General features: G+C 53.1%; 13 protein-coding genes. 4 read left to right on the top strand and 9 right to left on the bottom strand.

Annotated elements, in window-relative coordinates; all coding sequences use genetic code 11:
• Positions 1–14: 14 nt before the first annotated feature.
• Positions 15–1,076, bottom strand: a complete 1,062-nt coding sequence (locus tag M0651_RS18150; RefSeq protein WP_248553142.1) for an ABC transporter ATP-binding protein — start codon at positions 1,074–1,076, stop codon at positions 15–17.
• A gap of 307 nt (positions 1,077–1,383) precedes the next feature.
• Between M0651_RS18150 and M0651_RS18145 the strand changes: the two genes are divergently transcribed.
• Both M0651_RS18145 and M0651_RS18140 read left to right on the top strand, forming a co-directional pair.
• The gene (locus tag M0651_RS18145) at positions 1,384–1,713 is read left to right on the top strand and encodes an ArsR/SmtB family transcription factor (RefSeq protein ID WP_248553141.1); all 330 of its coding nucleotides are present in this window, start codon (positions 1,384–1,386) and stop codon (positions 1,711–1,713) included.
• 104 nt (positions 1,714–1,817) lie between these two features.
• Entirely contained in the window at positions 1,818–3,593 is a 1,776-nt protein-coding gene (locus M0651_RS18140) for a SulP family inorganic anion transporter (protein ID WP_248553140.1), read from the top strand.
• 90 nt (positions 3,594–3,683) lie between these two features.
• Here M0651_RS18140 and M0651_RS18135 read toward each other — a convergent pair whose 3' ends face one another.
• On the bottom strand, positions 3,684–4,325 hold the full coding sequence (locus tag M0651_RS18135; protein WP_248553139.1) for a TetR/AcrR family transcriptional regulator: 642 nt from the start codon (positions 4,323–4,325) through the stop codon (positions 3,684–3,686).
• A gap of 207 nt (positions 4,326–4,532) precedes the next feature.
• Between M0651_RS18135 and M0651_RS18130 the strand changes: the two genes are divergently transcribed.
• Complete coding sequence (locus M0651_RS18130) at positions 4,533–6,080, top strand: DHA2 family efflux MFS transporter permease subunit (RefSeq protein ID WP_248553138.1); 1,548 nt, start codon at positions 4,533–4,535, stop codon at positions 6,078–6,080.
• 398 nt (positions 6,081–6,478) lie between these two features.
• Here the strand turns inward: M0651_RS18130 and M0651_RS18125 are convergent, their stop codons facing one another.
• The 7 genes from M0651_RS18125 to M0651_RS18095 form a co-directional block, all read right to left on the bottom strand.
• On the bottom strand, positions 6,479–8,077 hold the full coding sequence (locus M0651_RS18125) for a response regulator (protein WP_248553137.1): 1,599 nt from the start codon (positions 8,075–8,077) through the stop codon (positions 6,479–6,481).
• Positions 8,071–9,444, bottom strand: a complete 1,374-nt coding sequence (locus M0651_RS18120; protein WP_248553136.1) for an ABC transporter substrate-binding protein — start codon at positions 9,442–9,444, stop codon at positions 8,071–8,073. Before M0651_RS18120 ends, M0651_RS18125 begins: the two co-directional genes overlap by 7 nt.
• Before the next feature lie 24 nt (positions 9,445–9,468).
• Positions 9,469–11,208: a cache domain-containing sensor histidine kinase gene (locus tag M0651_RS18115; RefSeq protein ID WP_248553135.1), complete on the bottom strand. Its 1,740-nt coding sequence runs from the start codon at positions 11,206–11,208 to the stop codon at positions 9,469–9,471.
• Positions 11,209–11,345: 137 nt separating this feature from the next.
• Complete coding sequence (locus M0651_RS18110) at positions 11,346–12,656, bottom strand: extracellular solute-binding protein (protein ID WP_248553134.1); 1,311 nt, start codon at positions 12,654–12,656, stop codon at positions 11,346–11,348.
• Between the two features lie 177 nt (positions 12,657–12,833).
• Positions 12,834–14,006 (bottom strand): GNAT family N-acetyltransferase, encoded by a 1,173-nt coding sequence (locus M0651_RS18105; protein ID WP_248553133.1) that lies wholly within the window; start codon positions 14,004–14,006, stop codon positions 12,834–12,836.
• Between the two features lie 44 nt (positions 14,007–14,050).
• Entirely contained in the window at positions 14,051–15,682 is a 1,632-nt protein-coding gene (locus M0651_RS18100; RefSeq protein WP_248553132.1) for a formate--tetrahydrofolate ligase, read from the bottom strand.
• A 140-nt stretch (positions 15,683–15,822) separates the two neighbouring features.
• Positions 15,823–16,287 carry a DinB family protein gene (locus M0651_RS18095; protein ID WP_248553221.1) on the bottom strand — a complete coding sequence of 155 codons (465 nt, stop codon included), beginning with the start codon at positions 16,285–16,287 and terminating at the stop codon, positions 15,823–15,825.
• A gap of 530 nt (positions 16,288–16,817) precedes the next feature.
• On the opposite strand from M0651_RS18095, the gene M0651_RS18090 reads away from it, so the two are divergent.
• Positions 16,818–17,408 (top strand): glycosyl hydrolase family 18 protein, encoded by a 591-nt coding sequence (locus M0651_RS18090; protein ID WP_372491004.1) that lies wholly within the window; start codon positions 16,818–16,820, stop codon positions 17,406–17,408.
• Positions 17,409–17,485: the final 77 nt, after the last annotated feature.

Genomic DNA, 17,485 nt, shown 5'->3' with positions numbered 1-17,485 from the left:
TATCTTCGCCCCTGTTACGCCTCCGCCAACACCGGCGCGTCATAGACCCCCGGCAGCTGGCGGCGCTTCCCGCTCACGACGGCCGGCGGCCGAACGCCCGGCGCCTGCGGATGCAGCAGCCACGACTTCGCCACATGCGTATCCGATACCCGATACAACGGCGGCTCTTGCTCGAAGTCGATCTTCATCGCATACGAGCTCCGCAGCGCGAAAGCATCGCCCTTCGGCGGGCGGATCAAATCAGGCGGCGTGCCGGGGATCGCCGACAGCTTCCCGCCGTCATGCCCATCCAGACTTGGCATCGAGGCCAGCAGCCCCCACGTGTACGGATGGCGCGGATCGTAGAAGATCTCCTCCGCCGTCCCCGATTCAACGATTTGCCCGGCATACATCACCGCCACGCGGTCAGCCATTTTGGCCACAACACCCAGATCATGTGTGATGAATATAATCGCGGTGCCGATCTTCCGCTGCAGCTCCTTCATCAGCTCCAGGATCTGCGCTTGGATGGTCACGTCCAGCGCCGTCGTCGGCTCGTCCGCAATCAGCAGCTTCGGATTCGCGGCCAACGCGATGGCGATCACCACACGCTGCCGCATCCCGCCGCTAAACTCGTGCGGATACTGATGGAACCGCCGCTCCGGTGACGGGATTCCGACCAAGCCCAGCAGTTCCACAGCCCGCTGATACGCAGCGTCTTTAGACATCTGCTCGTGCGTATGGAGTACCTCAGTGATTTGCTTGCCCACCTTCATCGTGGGATTAAGGGAAGTCATCGGATCTTGAAAAATCATCCCGATCTCTTTGCCCCGAATCCGCTGCATTTGCTTCTCGGTCTTGCCGATCAGTTCTTGTCCATCAAACCAAATCTCCCCACGCTTATATCTGCCTTGCGGCCAGGGAACCAGTTGCATGACAGCTTGAGAGGTCACGCTTTTGCCCGAACCGGATTCTCCAACAATCGCCAGCGTCTCCCCCTTGTCGACGTGGAAGCTGACGCCGCGGATCGCCTGCACCTCTCCCTCGCGGGTGTTAAAGGAGATGGCCAAATCTTTCACTTCTAATAGATGTTCCATCGTGTCCGAATCCTCTTTTCTATACCATCCCGTCATAGGATCGCTTCTATATCAAAGACAGCAGTCTCCAAACTATCTCTAAGAGGTTAGTTGCTATCATATAAATGATAATGATTATCATTATTAAGTATAACATGTTTCACCATCTAAGCTCAATTGGAAAAACTCTGCACGCCTTGGCCTCGATCACGGCTGCCGACTACTGACGTGACATTTTTCCCTATGCACCTTCGCAAGCGTTATGCTATAGTGTTAAATATGCAAAGATTCAGAGATATGAAATTTCAGATTCTAAGGAGTTTACTCGATGGACGCGAACCTGCAACAGTTTAAAGCGGAATTTTTCAAAGCTCTCGCCCATCCGATGCGAATTCGTATTCTGGAGGTGCTGAGCGAAGGCGAGCGGAATGTCAACGAGCTGCAAGCGATTCTCGGATCGGAAGGGTCAGCCGTATCCCAGCAACTAGCCGTTCTTCGCGCCAAAAATCTTGTCAACACGGTCAAAGAAGGCACAACGGTCGTTTATTCGCTGCGAGATCCGCTGCTGAAGGATTTGCTCGCAGTAGCCCGGCAAATTTTCGATAATCATTTGGTTGAATCGATATCTTTACTGCAAGGGATCCGCAAACAACAATGAGGAACCCCAAGTTTCCCCGCCGGGCTGCGGGGGATCTTTTTTGTTTACCGGGATGGATCATGCTGCATGAGCTGCAGATTTCTAAGAAAAGAAGGGTTTAACGGATGAAGTGGACAGGAAGGTTCAGTAATTATAACGCGGCCTCTTTACGCAAAGATTTGATTTCGGGGTGTATCGTCGGCATCGTCGCCATTCCTCTGGGGATGGCTTTCGCGATCGCGTCCGGCGTCAAACCGGAATATGGGTTGTATACGACGATTATCGCCGGGATTCTGATTTCGCTGTTGGGAGGATCACGGTTCCAAATCGGCGGTCCCACGGGGGCCTTTATTCCGATTCTCCTCGCCATCGTGCTGCAATACGGATACGAAAATCTGCTGATCGCCGGCTTCCTAGCCGGGATCTTCCTGGTGCTGATGGGGCTGCTCCGGCTCGGAACGTTGATCAAATTCATCCCGCGGCCGGTCACGATTGGGTTTACCGCCGGTATCGCAGTGACGATCTTCAGCGGACAGATCGGCAACTTCCTTGGCTTGACCGGCATCAAACGGCATGAGTATTTTCATGAAAATATGAAGGAGATTGCCCTGCAGTTTCACACCTTAAACTTCTACAGTCTCCTGACGGCAGCCATTTGCTTGGCCGCGCTGCTGCTGACACCGAAGTTCCTGCCGAAAATCCCGGGCTCGCTGGTGGGCATCCTCGTGTCCACACTGGCTGCCGCCTGGCTGTTCCCGGGTAAGGTGACAACGATCGGTTCCGCTTACGGGGCAATTCCCGGCGGCTTGCCCAGCCTCCACCCGCTGACGTTGTCTTGGGGCAGCGTCGTGCCGATGCTGCAGCCGGCGCTCATCATCGCCTTGCTCGGCAGCATCGAATCGCTGCTCTCGGCCGTGGTGGCGGACGGGATGACCGGCACCCGCCACAACAGCAACCGCGAGCTGATCGGGCAAGGCCTCGCCAACATGGCTGCGCCGCTGTTCGGCGGTATTCCTGCGACCGGTGCGATCGCCCGGACGGCGACGAACATCAAGAACGGGGCGGTCTCTCCCTTTTCCGGCATCATCCACGGCATCGTCGTGCTGCTGATCGTGGCGCTGTTCGCCCCTTACGCGTCCAACATCCCACTCGCCAGCATGGCGCCGATCCTGATGGTCGTCGCCTGGAATATGAGTGAGCGCAAAGCGTTCGCTCAAATGCTGAAGACGCGGACCGGCGATACGATTGTGCTGCTCGTCACCTTCCTGCTCACGGTGTTCACTACGCTTACGACCGCTGTCGAAGTCGGCCTGGTGCTTGCCGTGGTACTGTTCGTCAAACGGATGGGCGAGCTGCTCACCGTCGATAAAGTACTGCCAGATCTAGGCTCCGGCAAGGAAAAGGTTCGACCTCATATGGTGACCGAAGATCACGATTGTCCGCAAGTCTCGATCTTTACTGTTGATGGGCCGTTGTTTTTCGGGGCCTCACAGGCGTTTGACCGGTTTGTCTCGCAGATTGAAGACGGCAGGCTGCGAGTCGTCTTGATCCGGATGGGTAAGGTGCCGTTTATGGATACGACCGGCGAAGCCAATTTCATGGCCCTGGTGAAGCGACTGCATAAAGCCGGCATTACGGTTCTGGTCTCCGGCCTTCGCGTGCAGCCGCATAAACTGATGGACAAAACCGGTTGCTATGAGACGATCGGCGAAGCGAACTTCTTCGAGAACACCGGTGAAGCCCTGACGCATGCACTGGGTATCATTAACGCCGATAAGTGCCGGGGCTGCCGTCATTTCGCTTTCCGTGAATGCGCTGGACTTTGCGGCGCGGAGCCGGAGCGTAAGCCCCTGCCGGAATTAGCCGGCACGCGGGTGCGGGATGGGCAGGTTCCGGTGTAAGCCCTGCTCAGCAGCTTAGCCCTTCATACAAACAAAGCCCTTTGGAGCACGGAAAATCAATCATCCGTGGTTCCGAAGGGCTTTGTGCTATTATATGGCCAGTGCGTCGACGAGAGTGAGGATGCCCTGCCGAATTTCCGCTTTGGTGCTGCCATGAACCTTTTGCTGGTACAGGTACAAATCGGGGCTTAATACGGCGGTTAAGGCGCTGCCCATAAACGGCGGCTCTACCTCGCGAATCTCCCTGGCCTGGACGGCTTGCCGGAACAGGTCTGTCAAGATGCCGTTCAGTTTCTCAAAGATCGGATGCTCGAATTGGGTGAGCTGCTTCTTACCCGTAAACTCGGATTTGATCCGCAGCAGCAGCTCGGCATGTTCATCTGTGAAATCGACAACCTGAGAAATCGCGCTTCGAAGGTACGCCAGATACGAATCTTTCCTCCCATCACGTCCCTTCTTCTCGGTACGATCCTCTGGATCCGATTGCCGAATCGGCTCATTTGCCAATGCTTCCAGACCACTCAGCAATTTCTCCGTGTTGTCTCGCAGCAGGTCCGACCCAATCTCGCCGATGTCCGCATATCTCCGGTATAGGGAGCCTTGTCCGATCCCCGCCGTGCGAGCGATCATGTACATGCTGACTCCGTCCAGGCCGTGTTCATGAAACAACTGCCGAGCTGCCTTCAGGATGCGCTCCCGGTAAAGGTCAGTCTCCCGCCTGTCCTGATTCATCGCTTTCCTTCCTCCTTGCTTGCGTCATTCCAAAAACACATTTGACTTAACGGACAATTGTCCGTAAACTAGGTAACGTGATTTAAACGGACAATTGTCCGCATCTTATATTACCATTATACAGAGATACCGGCCGAGGGGCAATCCGATAACAGTTTCCCGTATCGTAACGGCCCCCCCTGGCCGGCCGCTTAGGAGGAGAAAATCATGGAGCAGACGCTTCCATCCCACGCGAATTTCAAATTAAAGAGCATCCTTGTGCCGCTGCTCGCCATCATCGCGGGGGTCTTCATGGTCGTGCTAGACAACACGGCGATGAACGTCGCCTTATCGACGCTCGCCACCGACTTTGGCACCGATCTGAAGACCTTGCAATGGGTCGTCACCGGTTACATGCTGGCGCAAGCTTCCGTCATCCCGTTATCGGGCTGGTTATCCGACCGTTTCGGAGCGAAAACGGTGTTTCTCAGCGCAGTTGTACTGTTTACTGTCGGCTCCCTGCTATGCGCGACACCAAACCGGGCGGAATGGCTGATCGTCTTCCGAGTCATTCAAGGTTTGGGCGGTGGCTGTGTACTGCCGGTAGCGATGGCGTACGTGTATAAATTAAGCCCGGCCAGCAAAGTGGGCGTCGTCATGGGCATCATGGGCATTCCCGTGCTGTTCGCCCCGGCCATCGGCCCTGTCCTGTCGGGCTGGCTGGTAGAGTATCACACATGGCGTTTGATTTTCCTGATTAACATTCCGGTCGGGATCCTGTGCCTGGCTATCGGGATCTTCAAGCTGCCGAAGGTGGAGCGCAATCCAGTCGCCGGCATCGACAAATGGGGTATGATCCTCGGGCCGCTGGCGTTTGCTTCCCTGTCCTATGGTGTCAGCCAGGGGGCGGAAAGCTGGAGCGCCAATAAAACGATTATTGGCCTCGTCATCGGCGGCGTTGCCTTGATCGCCTTTGTGATTGCCGAACTGAGAACCCACACTCCGTTGCTGGAGCTACGGATCTTTCGATCGGTTGATTTCAGTGCCGGGATCTTCGTCCAATGGGTAGGCCAATTCGGTTTATACGGGGCGCTGTTCCTCCTGCCCCAGTTCTTACAGCAGGCTCGCGGATTCGGTGCGTTTGACACCGGCTTAACTCTGCTGCCGCAAGCGATTGCCTCGGGACTAATCATGCCGATCGCCGGGATCCTGTTCGACCGGATCGGCGTACGTTGGCTGGTTGTACTGGGACTCAGCCTGGTCTCCGGCGCGCTGTTCCAATATTCGCATGTCGACCTGACGACCGAAAGCCATCAGCTGATCATACCGCTGATCATGTGCGGTGCGGGGATGGGCATGATGACGATGCCGATGAACAACCATCTGCTCAACAAGGCGCCTAAGCCGCTGATCAACCGTGTTACGTCGCTGACGAACTCCATGCAGCAGGTCATCAATTCGCTGGCGATTTCCACGCTGGTGACCCTTCTGACTTCCAGAGCCACGTTTCGCGGAAATGAAATGAAAGCCGCCGCGGCGCAGGCTGCCCAATCCGCTGGCGACTTAACTCAAGCGGCAGCCGGATCGGCCGAGGCCATGCACCAAGCAGCGGCGACTGCGCTCGCTAAAGGGTTCGACGACACATTCTTCATCATGATGTTCGTAGCGATGGGCGGCGCCGTGCTGGGACTCCTGCTGCGACGGAACCGTCCGGCCAAGGAAAAACCGCAGGAAGCGGTCCAGCCGATGACCAGCGCAGAAAGCATCCGTCATTAACGGGTCAGCGTAAATTCATCCAGTTTCCCACCGTCCACGGCATAAGCTGCGTAAGTCAGCGTCTGCTCGCTCACGGTGATTCCGGAATTTCTTCCGCCGCAAGAGACTCTAGCGCTGAAATGTATCGATTTTTCGCATATAAAATGGTGGAAACGGAGAAAAGTCCGAATTGTATTCGGTTTTTCATACAGAATCCTTGTCTACGTCCTCCTATAGCGCAAATATGTATAAAATTTCGAATACATTCCGTTGAAATCGCAGATGACGCTGAATTCTATTCGATTTTTCGCATACATTTACTTCCTAGCAACGGAGATGGTGAGTCGCGTGATCCCCTCCTCTATAACCACAAAAAAACCTGCATCCTATGCAGGTTTTTTTGTCCCCCAGCCGAGCACCTACGCCCCTTCCTCCCGAAATTCCGTTGGCGTCATGCCGGTCACCTTTTTGAACACCTGGGTGAAGTAGCGCGGGTCTTGGTAGCCGACCATCGGGGCCACCTGGAACACTTTGACATGGCTGTTCTTTAGGATGTATTTGGCTTTTTCGATGCGGCATTCCGTCAAATACTCAAGGAACGTGTAGCCGGTCACCTGCTTAAAGAGCAAGCAAAAGTGGCTGATGCTCAAGTCGGCCCGCTCCGCGACCTCCTCCATGCTAAGGTCCTTATGGTAGTTGCTCAGAATGTATTCCTGCGTCTTGGCGATCACCGTCTGCACGTTGTCCTTGAACTGGCTGTCTCGGCTTTCGCTAATCCACCGGCTAAAATTCGTTTTGAGCAGTCCGATCATTTCATGCAACGTCTCTAAAGACTGCAACTCCTGCAGCAAGCCCTCCAGCGACCACTCCGACAGCAGGTTCATCTGCTCGTATTGTCGGAACATCACCACCGTCAGTTCTACGATGATGCGCTCGGCAGCTTCCTTCGAAAAGGCTTGCTCCTCAATATACTGCTTCGTATCATCCAATGCAGTCAGCAAACGCTCCCGGTTTAACGTCCGGATGCTGTCCAGGAGCACTGCTTCCAGGTGCTTCGGATATTTCGCCTCTCGGTCAACAACCCCAGGCTCTTGGCTTGGCTGATCGATGAACACGCCCGCCCTGTCGCTGTAAAACCGCTGATACAACGCCTTGGCAGCGCTCTGGTACGCCTCGCTCAATCGCTCCATTCCGGCTACCGTTTGGCTAAACCCAATCGAGCAGGACAATTTGGTGTAGAGCTGAATTTGCCGGATCGCATCGCTCCCGAGCTCTTCCTTTTGGCTCGTAAGTGTACTTGGAAATAGCAGAACCCACTCCCCGCCATGAAAAGGAAACATCGTCAGCGCCCCCCGCGCCATCGACCATTCTCCCAGAATATTGCGAACCGCAAACAACCACAGCCGCCGCTCCTCCGGGGACCATTGCTCATTCAACTTCATGAAGTGGTCCAACTGGATCACGGCCATGAAATAGTCTTGCATCAGCTCGCTGTTCTCCAGCCAGCGCATATGCTGCAGATGGGTTTGACTCTGGTTGCCTTCGATAAATTCGGCAAACATGCGCTCCCTCGCCAGAACCGACAACACCTGCACCGAATGCAGCAGCTTATCGTTCTCCATCTGCTTCTCTAACGTTTTCTTGGCCCGGCGGATCATCTCGATCAGCTCGTCGTGGTCGATCGGCTTCAGCAGGTAGTCAAATGCGCCTTCCCGCAGCGCCTCGCGTGCGTATTCAAACTCCCCGTAACCGCTGATAAAAATAAACAGCCGATTCGCGTTCTCCGCCAGCACTTCCTTCATCAACGAAATCCCGTCCATCCCCGGCATGCGGATGTCGCTGATGATCATATGAGGCGACAGCTCGTGCACGAGCTGCAGAGCCGCTTCGCCGCCCCGTGCCTCTCCGACGATCTCCAAGTTCAGCTCTTCCCAAGGCACGGCTACTCTCAAGCTTCGCAGAATAACCGGTTCATCATCCACTAGAATGACTCGGTATTTCTCCCCTTTTGCTACCATCTTGCACCTCCCGTCGTTCCGTCAGGCAATGAGCTTCTCCGCAGCTGCCAGTACTCTTTCGAGGTTTGCTCGATTTGCTCCAGCGCCTCATCGGGCGTCGCCTGCTTGCCGATCATTTCCTCCAACACCTTCAGGAAAGTCTTGTTGACCTCAGGCGGAAGCACGTTGTCATACGGCACAAAGCTTTGGCTGCTTCGCTCCATCATTTCCACGACCTGAGCAAAGACCGGCCCCGTTTTTTCTGAATCATACGTAATCTTCATTGAAGGTATACGTAAGGCCTCGTAAACGATACGCCGCTGCACATCCTCAGTATAAAAAGCCTTCAGCAGCTCCTGTGCTGCTTCCCATTTTGCTTCCTCCAAATTAGAGGACAGTCCGATCCCGATCGTGTAACCTCCGGCGATCGATTGATTGCCTCCCTTCGTCTGCGAAGGAAACGGGAGGACTCCGACCTGATTTTGGAACCCGGCCGGTGCCTTCTCGTTGTGGAACAGGTTGATATCCCAGCTCCCGTTCAGGTACATCGCGGCTTCGCCGCTGGTGAACCGCTCGATGGCCTCTTCGGTCGACAGGTCATTTGCCGGCTCATAGAAGGCACCCTCGTCGATCCAGGTTTTCAACTGCTTAAACGCTTTCCAATAAGACGGGTTTTGGAAGCTTAGCGACTCGTCGCCTTGTACCAGCTCTTCGATCAGCCCCGGACCGGCATAACGGTCCATCAAGTAATGCGCAAAGATGGCCGCCGGCCAACGTTCCTCATTCCCAAGCGCAAACGGCGTGATCTGGTGGGCGGTCAAAACGCGAATGGCTTCATTTAAATCCTCCAGCGTTTGCGGCGGTTCTAACTCCAGTTCACGGAATATCTCCTTGTTATAGAATAAAGGTTCGGCGTTCCCCTCAATCGGCAAGCCGTAAATATGGTTGTCGAAAGTCCACAAGTGCAAGTCCTGAAATTCCTGCTTCAGCCCGTTCTCCTGTACGAATTCGGTCAGATCCATCAACCGACTGGAGCGGACATACGGTTCAATTTCCGCGCCTCCAAACAATACGAACATATCGGGGGGTGTCCCGGTCACCATCTCGCTCTTCAGCTTTTGCTCACGGTGGACGGTCTGGTCCATCCCCTCAAAATTCACCTTCACGTTGGGATGCGTCTCTTGAAACTTGGCGACGACGTCCTCAACGATATCTAGCATCTGCCGGTCATGCTCCTTGATCCAGAAGTGGCGAAAGGTTATCGTGACCTTCTCCGCCTGTTTCTCCTCGATCGGCTCGTGTCCGTCGGCAGCGATAATCAGTACGGATATCGCCAGCACTACAGCATAAACGGCGATCCAACCCCAGTTTAAGAACCATTTTTTCATGTTGTCCGCCTCCTTTGTCCGCCTTTATCGTTTGGCCGCTCCCGGTTCGTGGAGAATTTTCGGAATGCGGATGCGAATGGTGGAGCCGTGTCCGGGAGAAGAGCAGATCAGGATGCCATAACGGGCGCCAAATCGGATGCGCAGCCGTTCATGCACATTTTTGAGCCCGACGCCGGTCCCCCGGTAATTCTTAGGACTCCCATCCTTGCTCCACAGATTCATCAACGTATCCGAGCTGAAGCCCGGCCCGTTATCCGTTACGTCGATCATAATATCCCGTTCGTCCTCCTTGGCCGTGATTGAGATCAGCCCTTTCTCCTCCATCGGTTCGATCGCATGGTACAACGCGTTTTCTACGATCGGCTGCACGATCAGCTTCTGGGTCAAGAAGTATTTTAACGACTCGGGGATTTCAATATGATAATCGAATTGCTCCTCAAAGCGAAATTTTTGAATGTCCAGATAATGCCGTACATGCTCCATTTCCATGGATAACGTGATTAATTGCTGGTTCTCACTAATACTGATGCGGAGCAGCTTGCCGAGCGAGACCACCATTTTGCTAATCTGCTTGTTCCCCTGCAAGACGGCCAGCGAATTGATCGACTCCAGCGAATTGTAAATGAAATGCGGATTGATTTGGGCGACTAGCGCCTGAAGCTCAAATTCTTTCTTACGCGCTTGCTCGGTCTGCACCTGCTCGATCAACTCGGAAATTTGCGTACTCATCCGGTTGAAGCCATCGACCAGCAAATCCGTCTCGTCTTCGCTGCGGACCGCGGACGTAATCGGTACGAATATCCCCTGCTGCACCCGCTTCATCCCGTTAACTGCACCGATAATACTGCGCACCAGGCGACGGACAAAAAAACGGTCGAACAGGAAGGCCGAGATTAGAGATACTAACACCAGCACAACCGCGATGTTGCGGATGGAGTTCGATTCCGAAGCGATCAGCTTGCTTGGAGTAATGGCCACCAGGTACCAATCCTTGTTATGCGAAGGCAAGTAGGTGATCAGCGACTTTTCACCTTGATATTTGGCCGTATAGTAGCCCTTTCCTTCCGGCTCGTCATGGGTCAGGAAAGGAAATTCTGTGCGTTCTCCGATATGTGTGCCGGACTTGTCGAACACGATGTTCCCCAGCTTGTTGACGAGTAGAATATCCCCTTGCTTTAAGGTCGCGGCATCCCAAAAAACCTGGTCCAGAATATCGGGTTTCACATAAATAATTAAAGCGCCGATATCCTCTAGCGAATAGTAATCCTTAATCAGACGGGCTTGGATCAGAACTGGCTTCCCTGTGGCCGCGGAGCCATTCTCTCCAGGACCTACCCATACCGGACGGCCTTCGGCGGCTTTCACGGCTCCGTACCAGCTTTGCTGCTTCAATTCTCTGAAGGACATTGCCTCATTGAATTGGTACTGCAGCTTGTCCTTGGAATACAACCCGAAGGAGGTGATCATCGGGTGGTTAATCAGGTTATTGATGTCTTGTTTTTGCTCATAGGTCACCGTAAAATTCGGCTGCTTAACCAGCTTCTGTATTAACGGCTGCGCGATCGCCGAGTTAGAGACGGTCGTCACTTCGTTCAGCGCAAACTTCAGCTTACGATCGGTTTCGAGCAAGGAGACCCAATAGAAATTGTTGGATTTGTTCTCCATGGCGCGTGAGAAGCTGTAATACGATATCGAACCCATCAGGATGACGGGAATAAAGACGAGAAGAATAATAGCCAGCAAGATTTTTCGACGAAGCTTCATTTCGTTCCTCCTATGCATCTCCTACTCTATTATTCTTCATGGTACGACAGATTCCTTTGCATCGTAACAAAGCGAAATTCGCAAGAGGGCTAGCCCCCTTGCGAATCAGGTTTATCGTATCCATTCAAGATCTATGATTAAGCCGCGTCTGCGACCCGTTTCATGGCGTCATCCCATTCACTTTGCGGGTCCGCCTTGTTCTCAACAATATCCCGGAACGCATTCTTAATCAAGGTATCCACTTGCTCAAATCGTGGCCCGTAATAAACCGGCTTTACGCGCTGCGCAGAACGGGCATAGGCCTCTGAAATCACCTGACCTCCAAAAAAATCATCTTGATCGGCTTGAAATTCAGGTTCATTATACACCGCCGGGATCGAGGGCAACAGCCCGCTCGCTTTATACGTTTCCAACTGATTGTCTTTGTTTGTCAGCCAAGTGATGAAATCGTAGGCTTCCTTCGGATGTTTCCCTTCCCTTGGCAACGTCAAGAAGGAGCCGCCCCAGCTGCCGGAACCCTCCGGAATTTGGGCAATCCGCCATTTTCCCGTAGTGTCACTAGCGCTGCGGATCGTGTCTTCCATCCAGGTCGGGGCGAGGATGACGCCAAGGTCACCCTCGCGGATCGCTTTTTCCCACTCTGGAGACCCCAATGTCCAGTTGCCGATCCACCCTTCCTGAATGCCTTTTACCGTAAAATCGTACGCTTTTTTCACCTGCGGATTGGTATCTCCGATGAAGGATCCGTCGATTTTATTGAAATAGATCCGGTCTGTCGATTGATCCCGAAGGCCGTTGTACACCAAATCTGCCGAATCGGCAAACGGGAGTCCGGTTTGTTCCGTGAACCACTTCGCCACCACGGCAAATTTGTCCCATTTGTTAATCGCGGCGCTAAACTCCTCTGGATCGGCCGGAAGACCCGCCCGCTCCATTAAATCCGCGCGGTAGTATACAACGGTCGGACTGATACCGGCCGGCAAGCCCAATTGAAAAGAGCCGTCCACCAAAGTCGCCTGTTTCCAAGCCCAATACAGATAGTCCACTTCGATGCCTTTTGCTCCGAAATCATATAGGTTATAAAATTGGTCCTGTGCGTTCACGAAACGCTCCATAGACTCCTGATCCAGCATGAAGATATCCGGTGCACCCGATCTAGAAGACAAGGCAGACTCCATGCGGTTATGGTGTGTAAATATATCGGTTTGGATGTTGATGTTGATCTTAATATTTGGATGCTCCGCCATATACTCTTGAGCCAGGGTCGCGTAATGGGTATTCCCCAACGCCCAGAAAGTCAGCTCAATGGGATAATCTTGACTGCCTTCGGACATGCCCGGAACTTGATTCTCCTCGTTATTCGCCGCATTGATTACGCCATAAGCGCCTAGCAAAGAAATCATCATGGCGGCAAGCGGTAGAACAGCCAACCATTGTCTTCTCTTCATTGCGGTGAAATCCTTTCCTGCATCCGAATTTATACTATTAGTCTAGCTAAAACGGACTCGGTTTTTGAGGAGGCAATTTTGCGATTTCAGGTTGGAATTTTTCTGATCGAAGACAAAAAAAAGCCAATCCCCCACTTGAAGAAGCGGAGAATCGACCGAAAATGCCAATCATGTGATTTAAAAGAAGTCCAGTAATGCAGTTTGGCTCAAGGGAATCAACCGTTCAAGCGTTTCCGCATCGGTTCCCGGGCCGCTTAATTTGCCGCAGGCGAACATCTCCCGCGGCCGCTTATAGCCGAGCAGCAGGGCCGTCAGCGTTTGAATGTCACAAACCAGCCCGAAATCTGCTGGATTCGCCGGCGTCAGGCTCCCTTTCCCTTCCGGGGACACCGCTAGCTGCCAATTCCCTTCGTTCCAGGGTGCAAACCCGTCTTCAATCCGTAAGCTAAGGCGAATGGGGCTGGTCGCAGCTGGCACGGCAAACGAATATTCCGCAACAAATGCCGCCGCATTAACGATCCGGGCCATAAAATACGGCACCGTTTCCTGCTTACATCGCGGGTCGCGCAGCAGAAAAGGCAGCAGATCATCCGCCGGAACGCGGTCGAAGACCACTTGAGTCACCATCGAATCGTGGTTGGCCAGATACGTCCATAAGCCTTGACGTGCCGTCTCGTTTAGGAATACGAATTCGCTAATGACAAGCTCCCTGTTCTTCACCTGGTAGAGCAAGTACCCTTCCGGCTGCCCCGATTCAGCGTAGTAAACAGCGGTATGGCCCTCCTCACCTAATACCATGCGCTTCCACCACTCTTCGTCACGGACCAGCATTCCGTTGTATTGCCGGGCAAAGGAATGATAGATCTCGTTCAGCAGCTCAATATTCTTTATGTCCCGTTTGACAGAACCCGTCGTAAGCGTTTTAGAGGGAAAACTATCGATGTTCATGGTATATTTCTTGTAATCCGTGTGGACCTCCCAGCCGAATTTCCGATAAAAAGGGATGGAGAAAGGATGCAAACAGGACAGGATTTGTCCTTGCTCATTCATCTGGCGGAGTGCGACAGCCAGCAGCTCCCTCACGAGCCCGCTCCGCCGATGCTCCGGCCAGGTGGCCACACCGGCGATGCCTCCCATGGGAATAGGGCGCCCTTGCACGTACAAATGCAGCGGAAGAAGCATCAGCTTAGCGAGCAGTTCGCCGTTCTCAAACGCTCCCCAGGAACGTTCAGGAATAAATAACTTACGTTGCTCTTCTCTGTCCTTCATCTCGACCTTGTATTGAAATGCATACTCAGACAAGTTCAAGCTAGCGTCAAATTCTTCGACTCGTAATGATCGGATCTCCACAAACCCACCTCTTCTCATCGAATGGTTATCCTCTAACGCATTAATTATAGCAAACCTGCAACTTCCCCGTGCTCGTCGAGATGGATCCGCTCAGCGGCCGGAATCTTCGGCAGTCCGGGCATCGTGACGATATTACCGGTATGAATTACGATAAAGCCGGCCCCTGCGGATAACGTAACATCCTTGATTTGTACCGTGAACCCTTCGGGAGCTCCCAGAAGATTCACCTGGTCGGAGAACGAATACGGCGTCTTCGCCATACACACCGGCAGCCGGCCGAAGCCTTGCCGTTCCAGCTCCTCCATTCGGGCTGCGGCTTTGGCGCTCAGCTTGATGCCATCCCCACGGTAAATCTCTTTTACGACCGTCTCTATTTTGGCCTTAAGGTCAAGATCATCCGTATAGAGGGGCACATACCGTGCTGTATCCTGTTGCAGGATGCCGAGCAGAGTTGTCGCCATTTCTTTACCGCCTTCGCTGCCTTTGGCCCAAACATCGGATAACTCAACCTGAACGCTGAGCCGGGCACATTCCTCTTTCACGAGCGAGATCTCTTCTTCCGTATCGCTGATAAAATGATTTAACGCAACCATCACCGGTACCCCGAATTTCCGAAGGTTCTCCAGATGCCGCTTCATATTAGGAAGTCCGGCCCGCAGCGCTTCCAAATTCGGTTGATCCAGCCCCGTCTTGGGCGCTCCGCCGTTATATTTCAGCGCCTTTACCGTGACGACCAGCACCGCGGCATCCGGCTTCAAGCCGGCTTGCCGGCATTTGATGTTAAAGAACTTCTCCGCGCCCAGATCAGCCCCAAAGCCGGCTTCGGTCACGACGATTTTTGCCAGCTTGAGCACGGTCTTCGTTCCGATCACACTGCTGCACCCATGGGCGATATTCGCAAACGGTCCGCCGTGTACGATCGCCGGGGTTCCTTCGGCCGTTTGCACCAGGTTCGGCTTGATCGCCTCTTTCAAAAGTACGGTCATTGCATCCACGGCGCCGATTTGTGCTGCGGTGATTGCTTCCCCGGTCATATTGTAGGCAACGACCATCCGGCCCAAGCGTTGCTTAAGATCGCTCGCATCTTCGCTAAGGCACAGCACCGCCATAACTTCTGAGGCGGTCGTGATCATAAATCCGGATTCGTGCACGCTCCCGTTTCCTTCGCCGAGTCCGACAACGATTTGTCGCAAGCTCCGGTCGTTCATGTCCAACGCGCGTTTCCACAAGATTCGATTTGTATCGATTTGCAGTGCATTCCCATGAAAAATATGATTATCCAGCATCGCCGCAAGTAAGTTATGCGCCGATGTAATGGCATGTAGATCGCCGGTAAAATGCAGGTTGATATCTTCGGAAGGTAGAAGCTGTGCTTTATTACTGCCCGTAGCACCGCCCTTCATGCCAAAGCAGGGCCCAAGCGACGGTTCCCGCAGCGCCGCGATCGTCGGCGCACCGATGGCATTTAGCGATTGCGCTAGGCCAATCGTCGTTAAGGTTTTTCCTTCGCCGGCCGGCGTCGGATTCATCGCCGTCACCAGTACCAACTTTCCATCGGGACGGTCACGTAGTTTTTCTCTTAATCCGGGATCCAATTTGCTTTTGTAACGTCCGTACAATTCTACATCCTCTTCGGCAATGCCAAAGGATGCAGCCACTTCCAGTATCGGCTTCATTCCGCTCAGCTACCTCCATCTATCTCATTCTTGTAATATCCCATGCAAATCCTAGTGAAAATTTCATTTCTTATTGTACATGAAATAGATGGAAATATGCGTGACGGAATTCGTACGCCGGTGGAAGACGCAGCCGTCATTCAGGCGTGAAGCCTCCGCTTTATGGCCTGAATGGCACCCAGATGCAGGCCTTCATGAAATATTGTTCTGACCAGCACTTGTTCGATGGTATGCATGTCCATGTCGGTAGACGGAAATTCCTGTTCCAAACGAAACCGATTCCGTTCCAGAATATCGTCAGGCTGCCGCCGCAGCGAGCCGAGCAATTCCTGCAGCCTGGGCGTTTCGACGGTAAAGTGGGAAGGATTCGTTCCGAACCCAAACCAGTCGTTATAAGCTGCCGGCAGCGGATGCTCTTCCTTGGTTAACACTTGAATCCACAAGTATTGATCCAGCAGCACATGCCCAAGGTTCCAGCGGATGTTGTTGTTAAACCCTTCGGGTATAAGGTCCGCCTCCTCCTCCGTAACTTCTTCTACTACCGTCAGCAACTCATTCCGGTATGTTTTCAGCTGTTTGAACAAGACTTCGAGCCTACGCTTCATCTCGTTTCTTTCATTAAAAGTTTCGCTCATGAAGGACCTCCTCTGGAATATTCCCTACCTACTCTCTCTTATTCGGCCAGGTAGAACTAGATTCCTTGCCCAATCAACCCACTAACTTGATAGATATGGTAAATATATCAAAAGTCACTGGAAATCACTAGCACAATGTACAAAGTAGATAATATATATATTTCCTGCTTTTTCTATGTATGGAGGTGAGGAATACGAAAGGTCTCTCCGTAAGGGTGGGATGATAAAACCAGTATCATATCCTGACGCATATTAATTATGCGTTTGCGATACCTATCAGCGAAAGCTCGCTCCTACCGCTGAGCAATCCGGACACGGCCAGCCAGATCATTCGGACGGCTCATGCAAATGACGTGAAGGCGCTGCTCGCGGTAGGCGGCTCGTCCTACAATGACATCCCTTTGGAAAGTACCTTCATGGCAGCGACCAATACGCCGGCGAAGATCAAGAGATTTGGCAACGCTATCATCGCGATGGCCAAGCAGTAAGGTTTCGACGGCGTGGATATCGATTGGGAGCATCCGAGAAACGACAGCCCAAGCAAACAGAAATATGAGGATTGGATGGTCTACTTGAGCGTGGAGCTGAAGAAGCAAAACATGCTGTTAACCGCCGCAGTCCTCAGCGGTGTGACACCGGAAGGCGTCACTTATTGGGACTCGGCAGACCAGACCGACAACGTCATCCGCGCCGTAGACTGGTTTAACGTCATGGCCTATGACGGTGGTGATGGGAATAAACACTCCACCTATGATTTCGCGGTGCTCTGCGGTAAATATCGGAAGGATACGCGAAAAATGCCCGCAGACAAAAACGTGTTGGGCGTTCCTTTCTATGGCCGACCTTCCTGGGCCTCCTATGCTGCGATATTGCTATCAAGCCCCAACGCTTACAATACCTACATCTCGATGATTAACGGAATGGAAGCCCACTATAATGGGATTTCGACGATTCAGAAGAAGACGCAATACGCCCTAGAGAACTTAGGCGGCATCATGATTTGGGAACTAAACCAAAATACGACCGATTCCAGCAAGAGCTTTCCGTTCATTCGGCGGTGTTCTTTGCTTTATCGGCGAGTTTCTCAATGATAACTGCACTTTTGCCGGTTTTCACTTGGGAATACAGAAAGAGCACTACCGAATCAACGGCAGTGCTCTTTCTTCTT

This window comes from Paenibacillus mellifer (assembly GCF_023195895.1).
Lineage (GTDB): Bacteria > Bacillota > Bacilli > Paenibacillales > Paenibacillaceae > Fontibacillus > Fontibacillus mellifer.
This window is presented reverse-complemented; position numbering and strand designations above follow the sequence as displayed.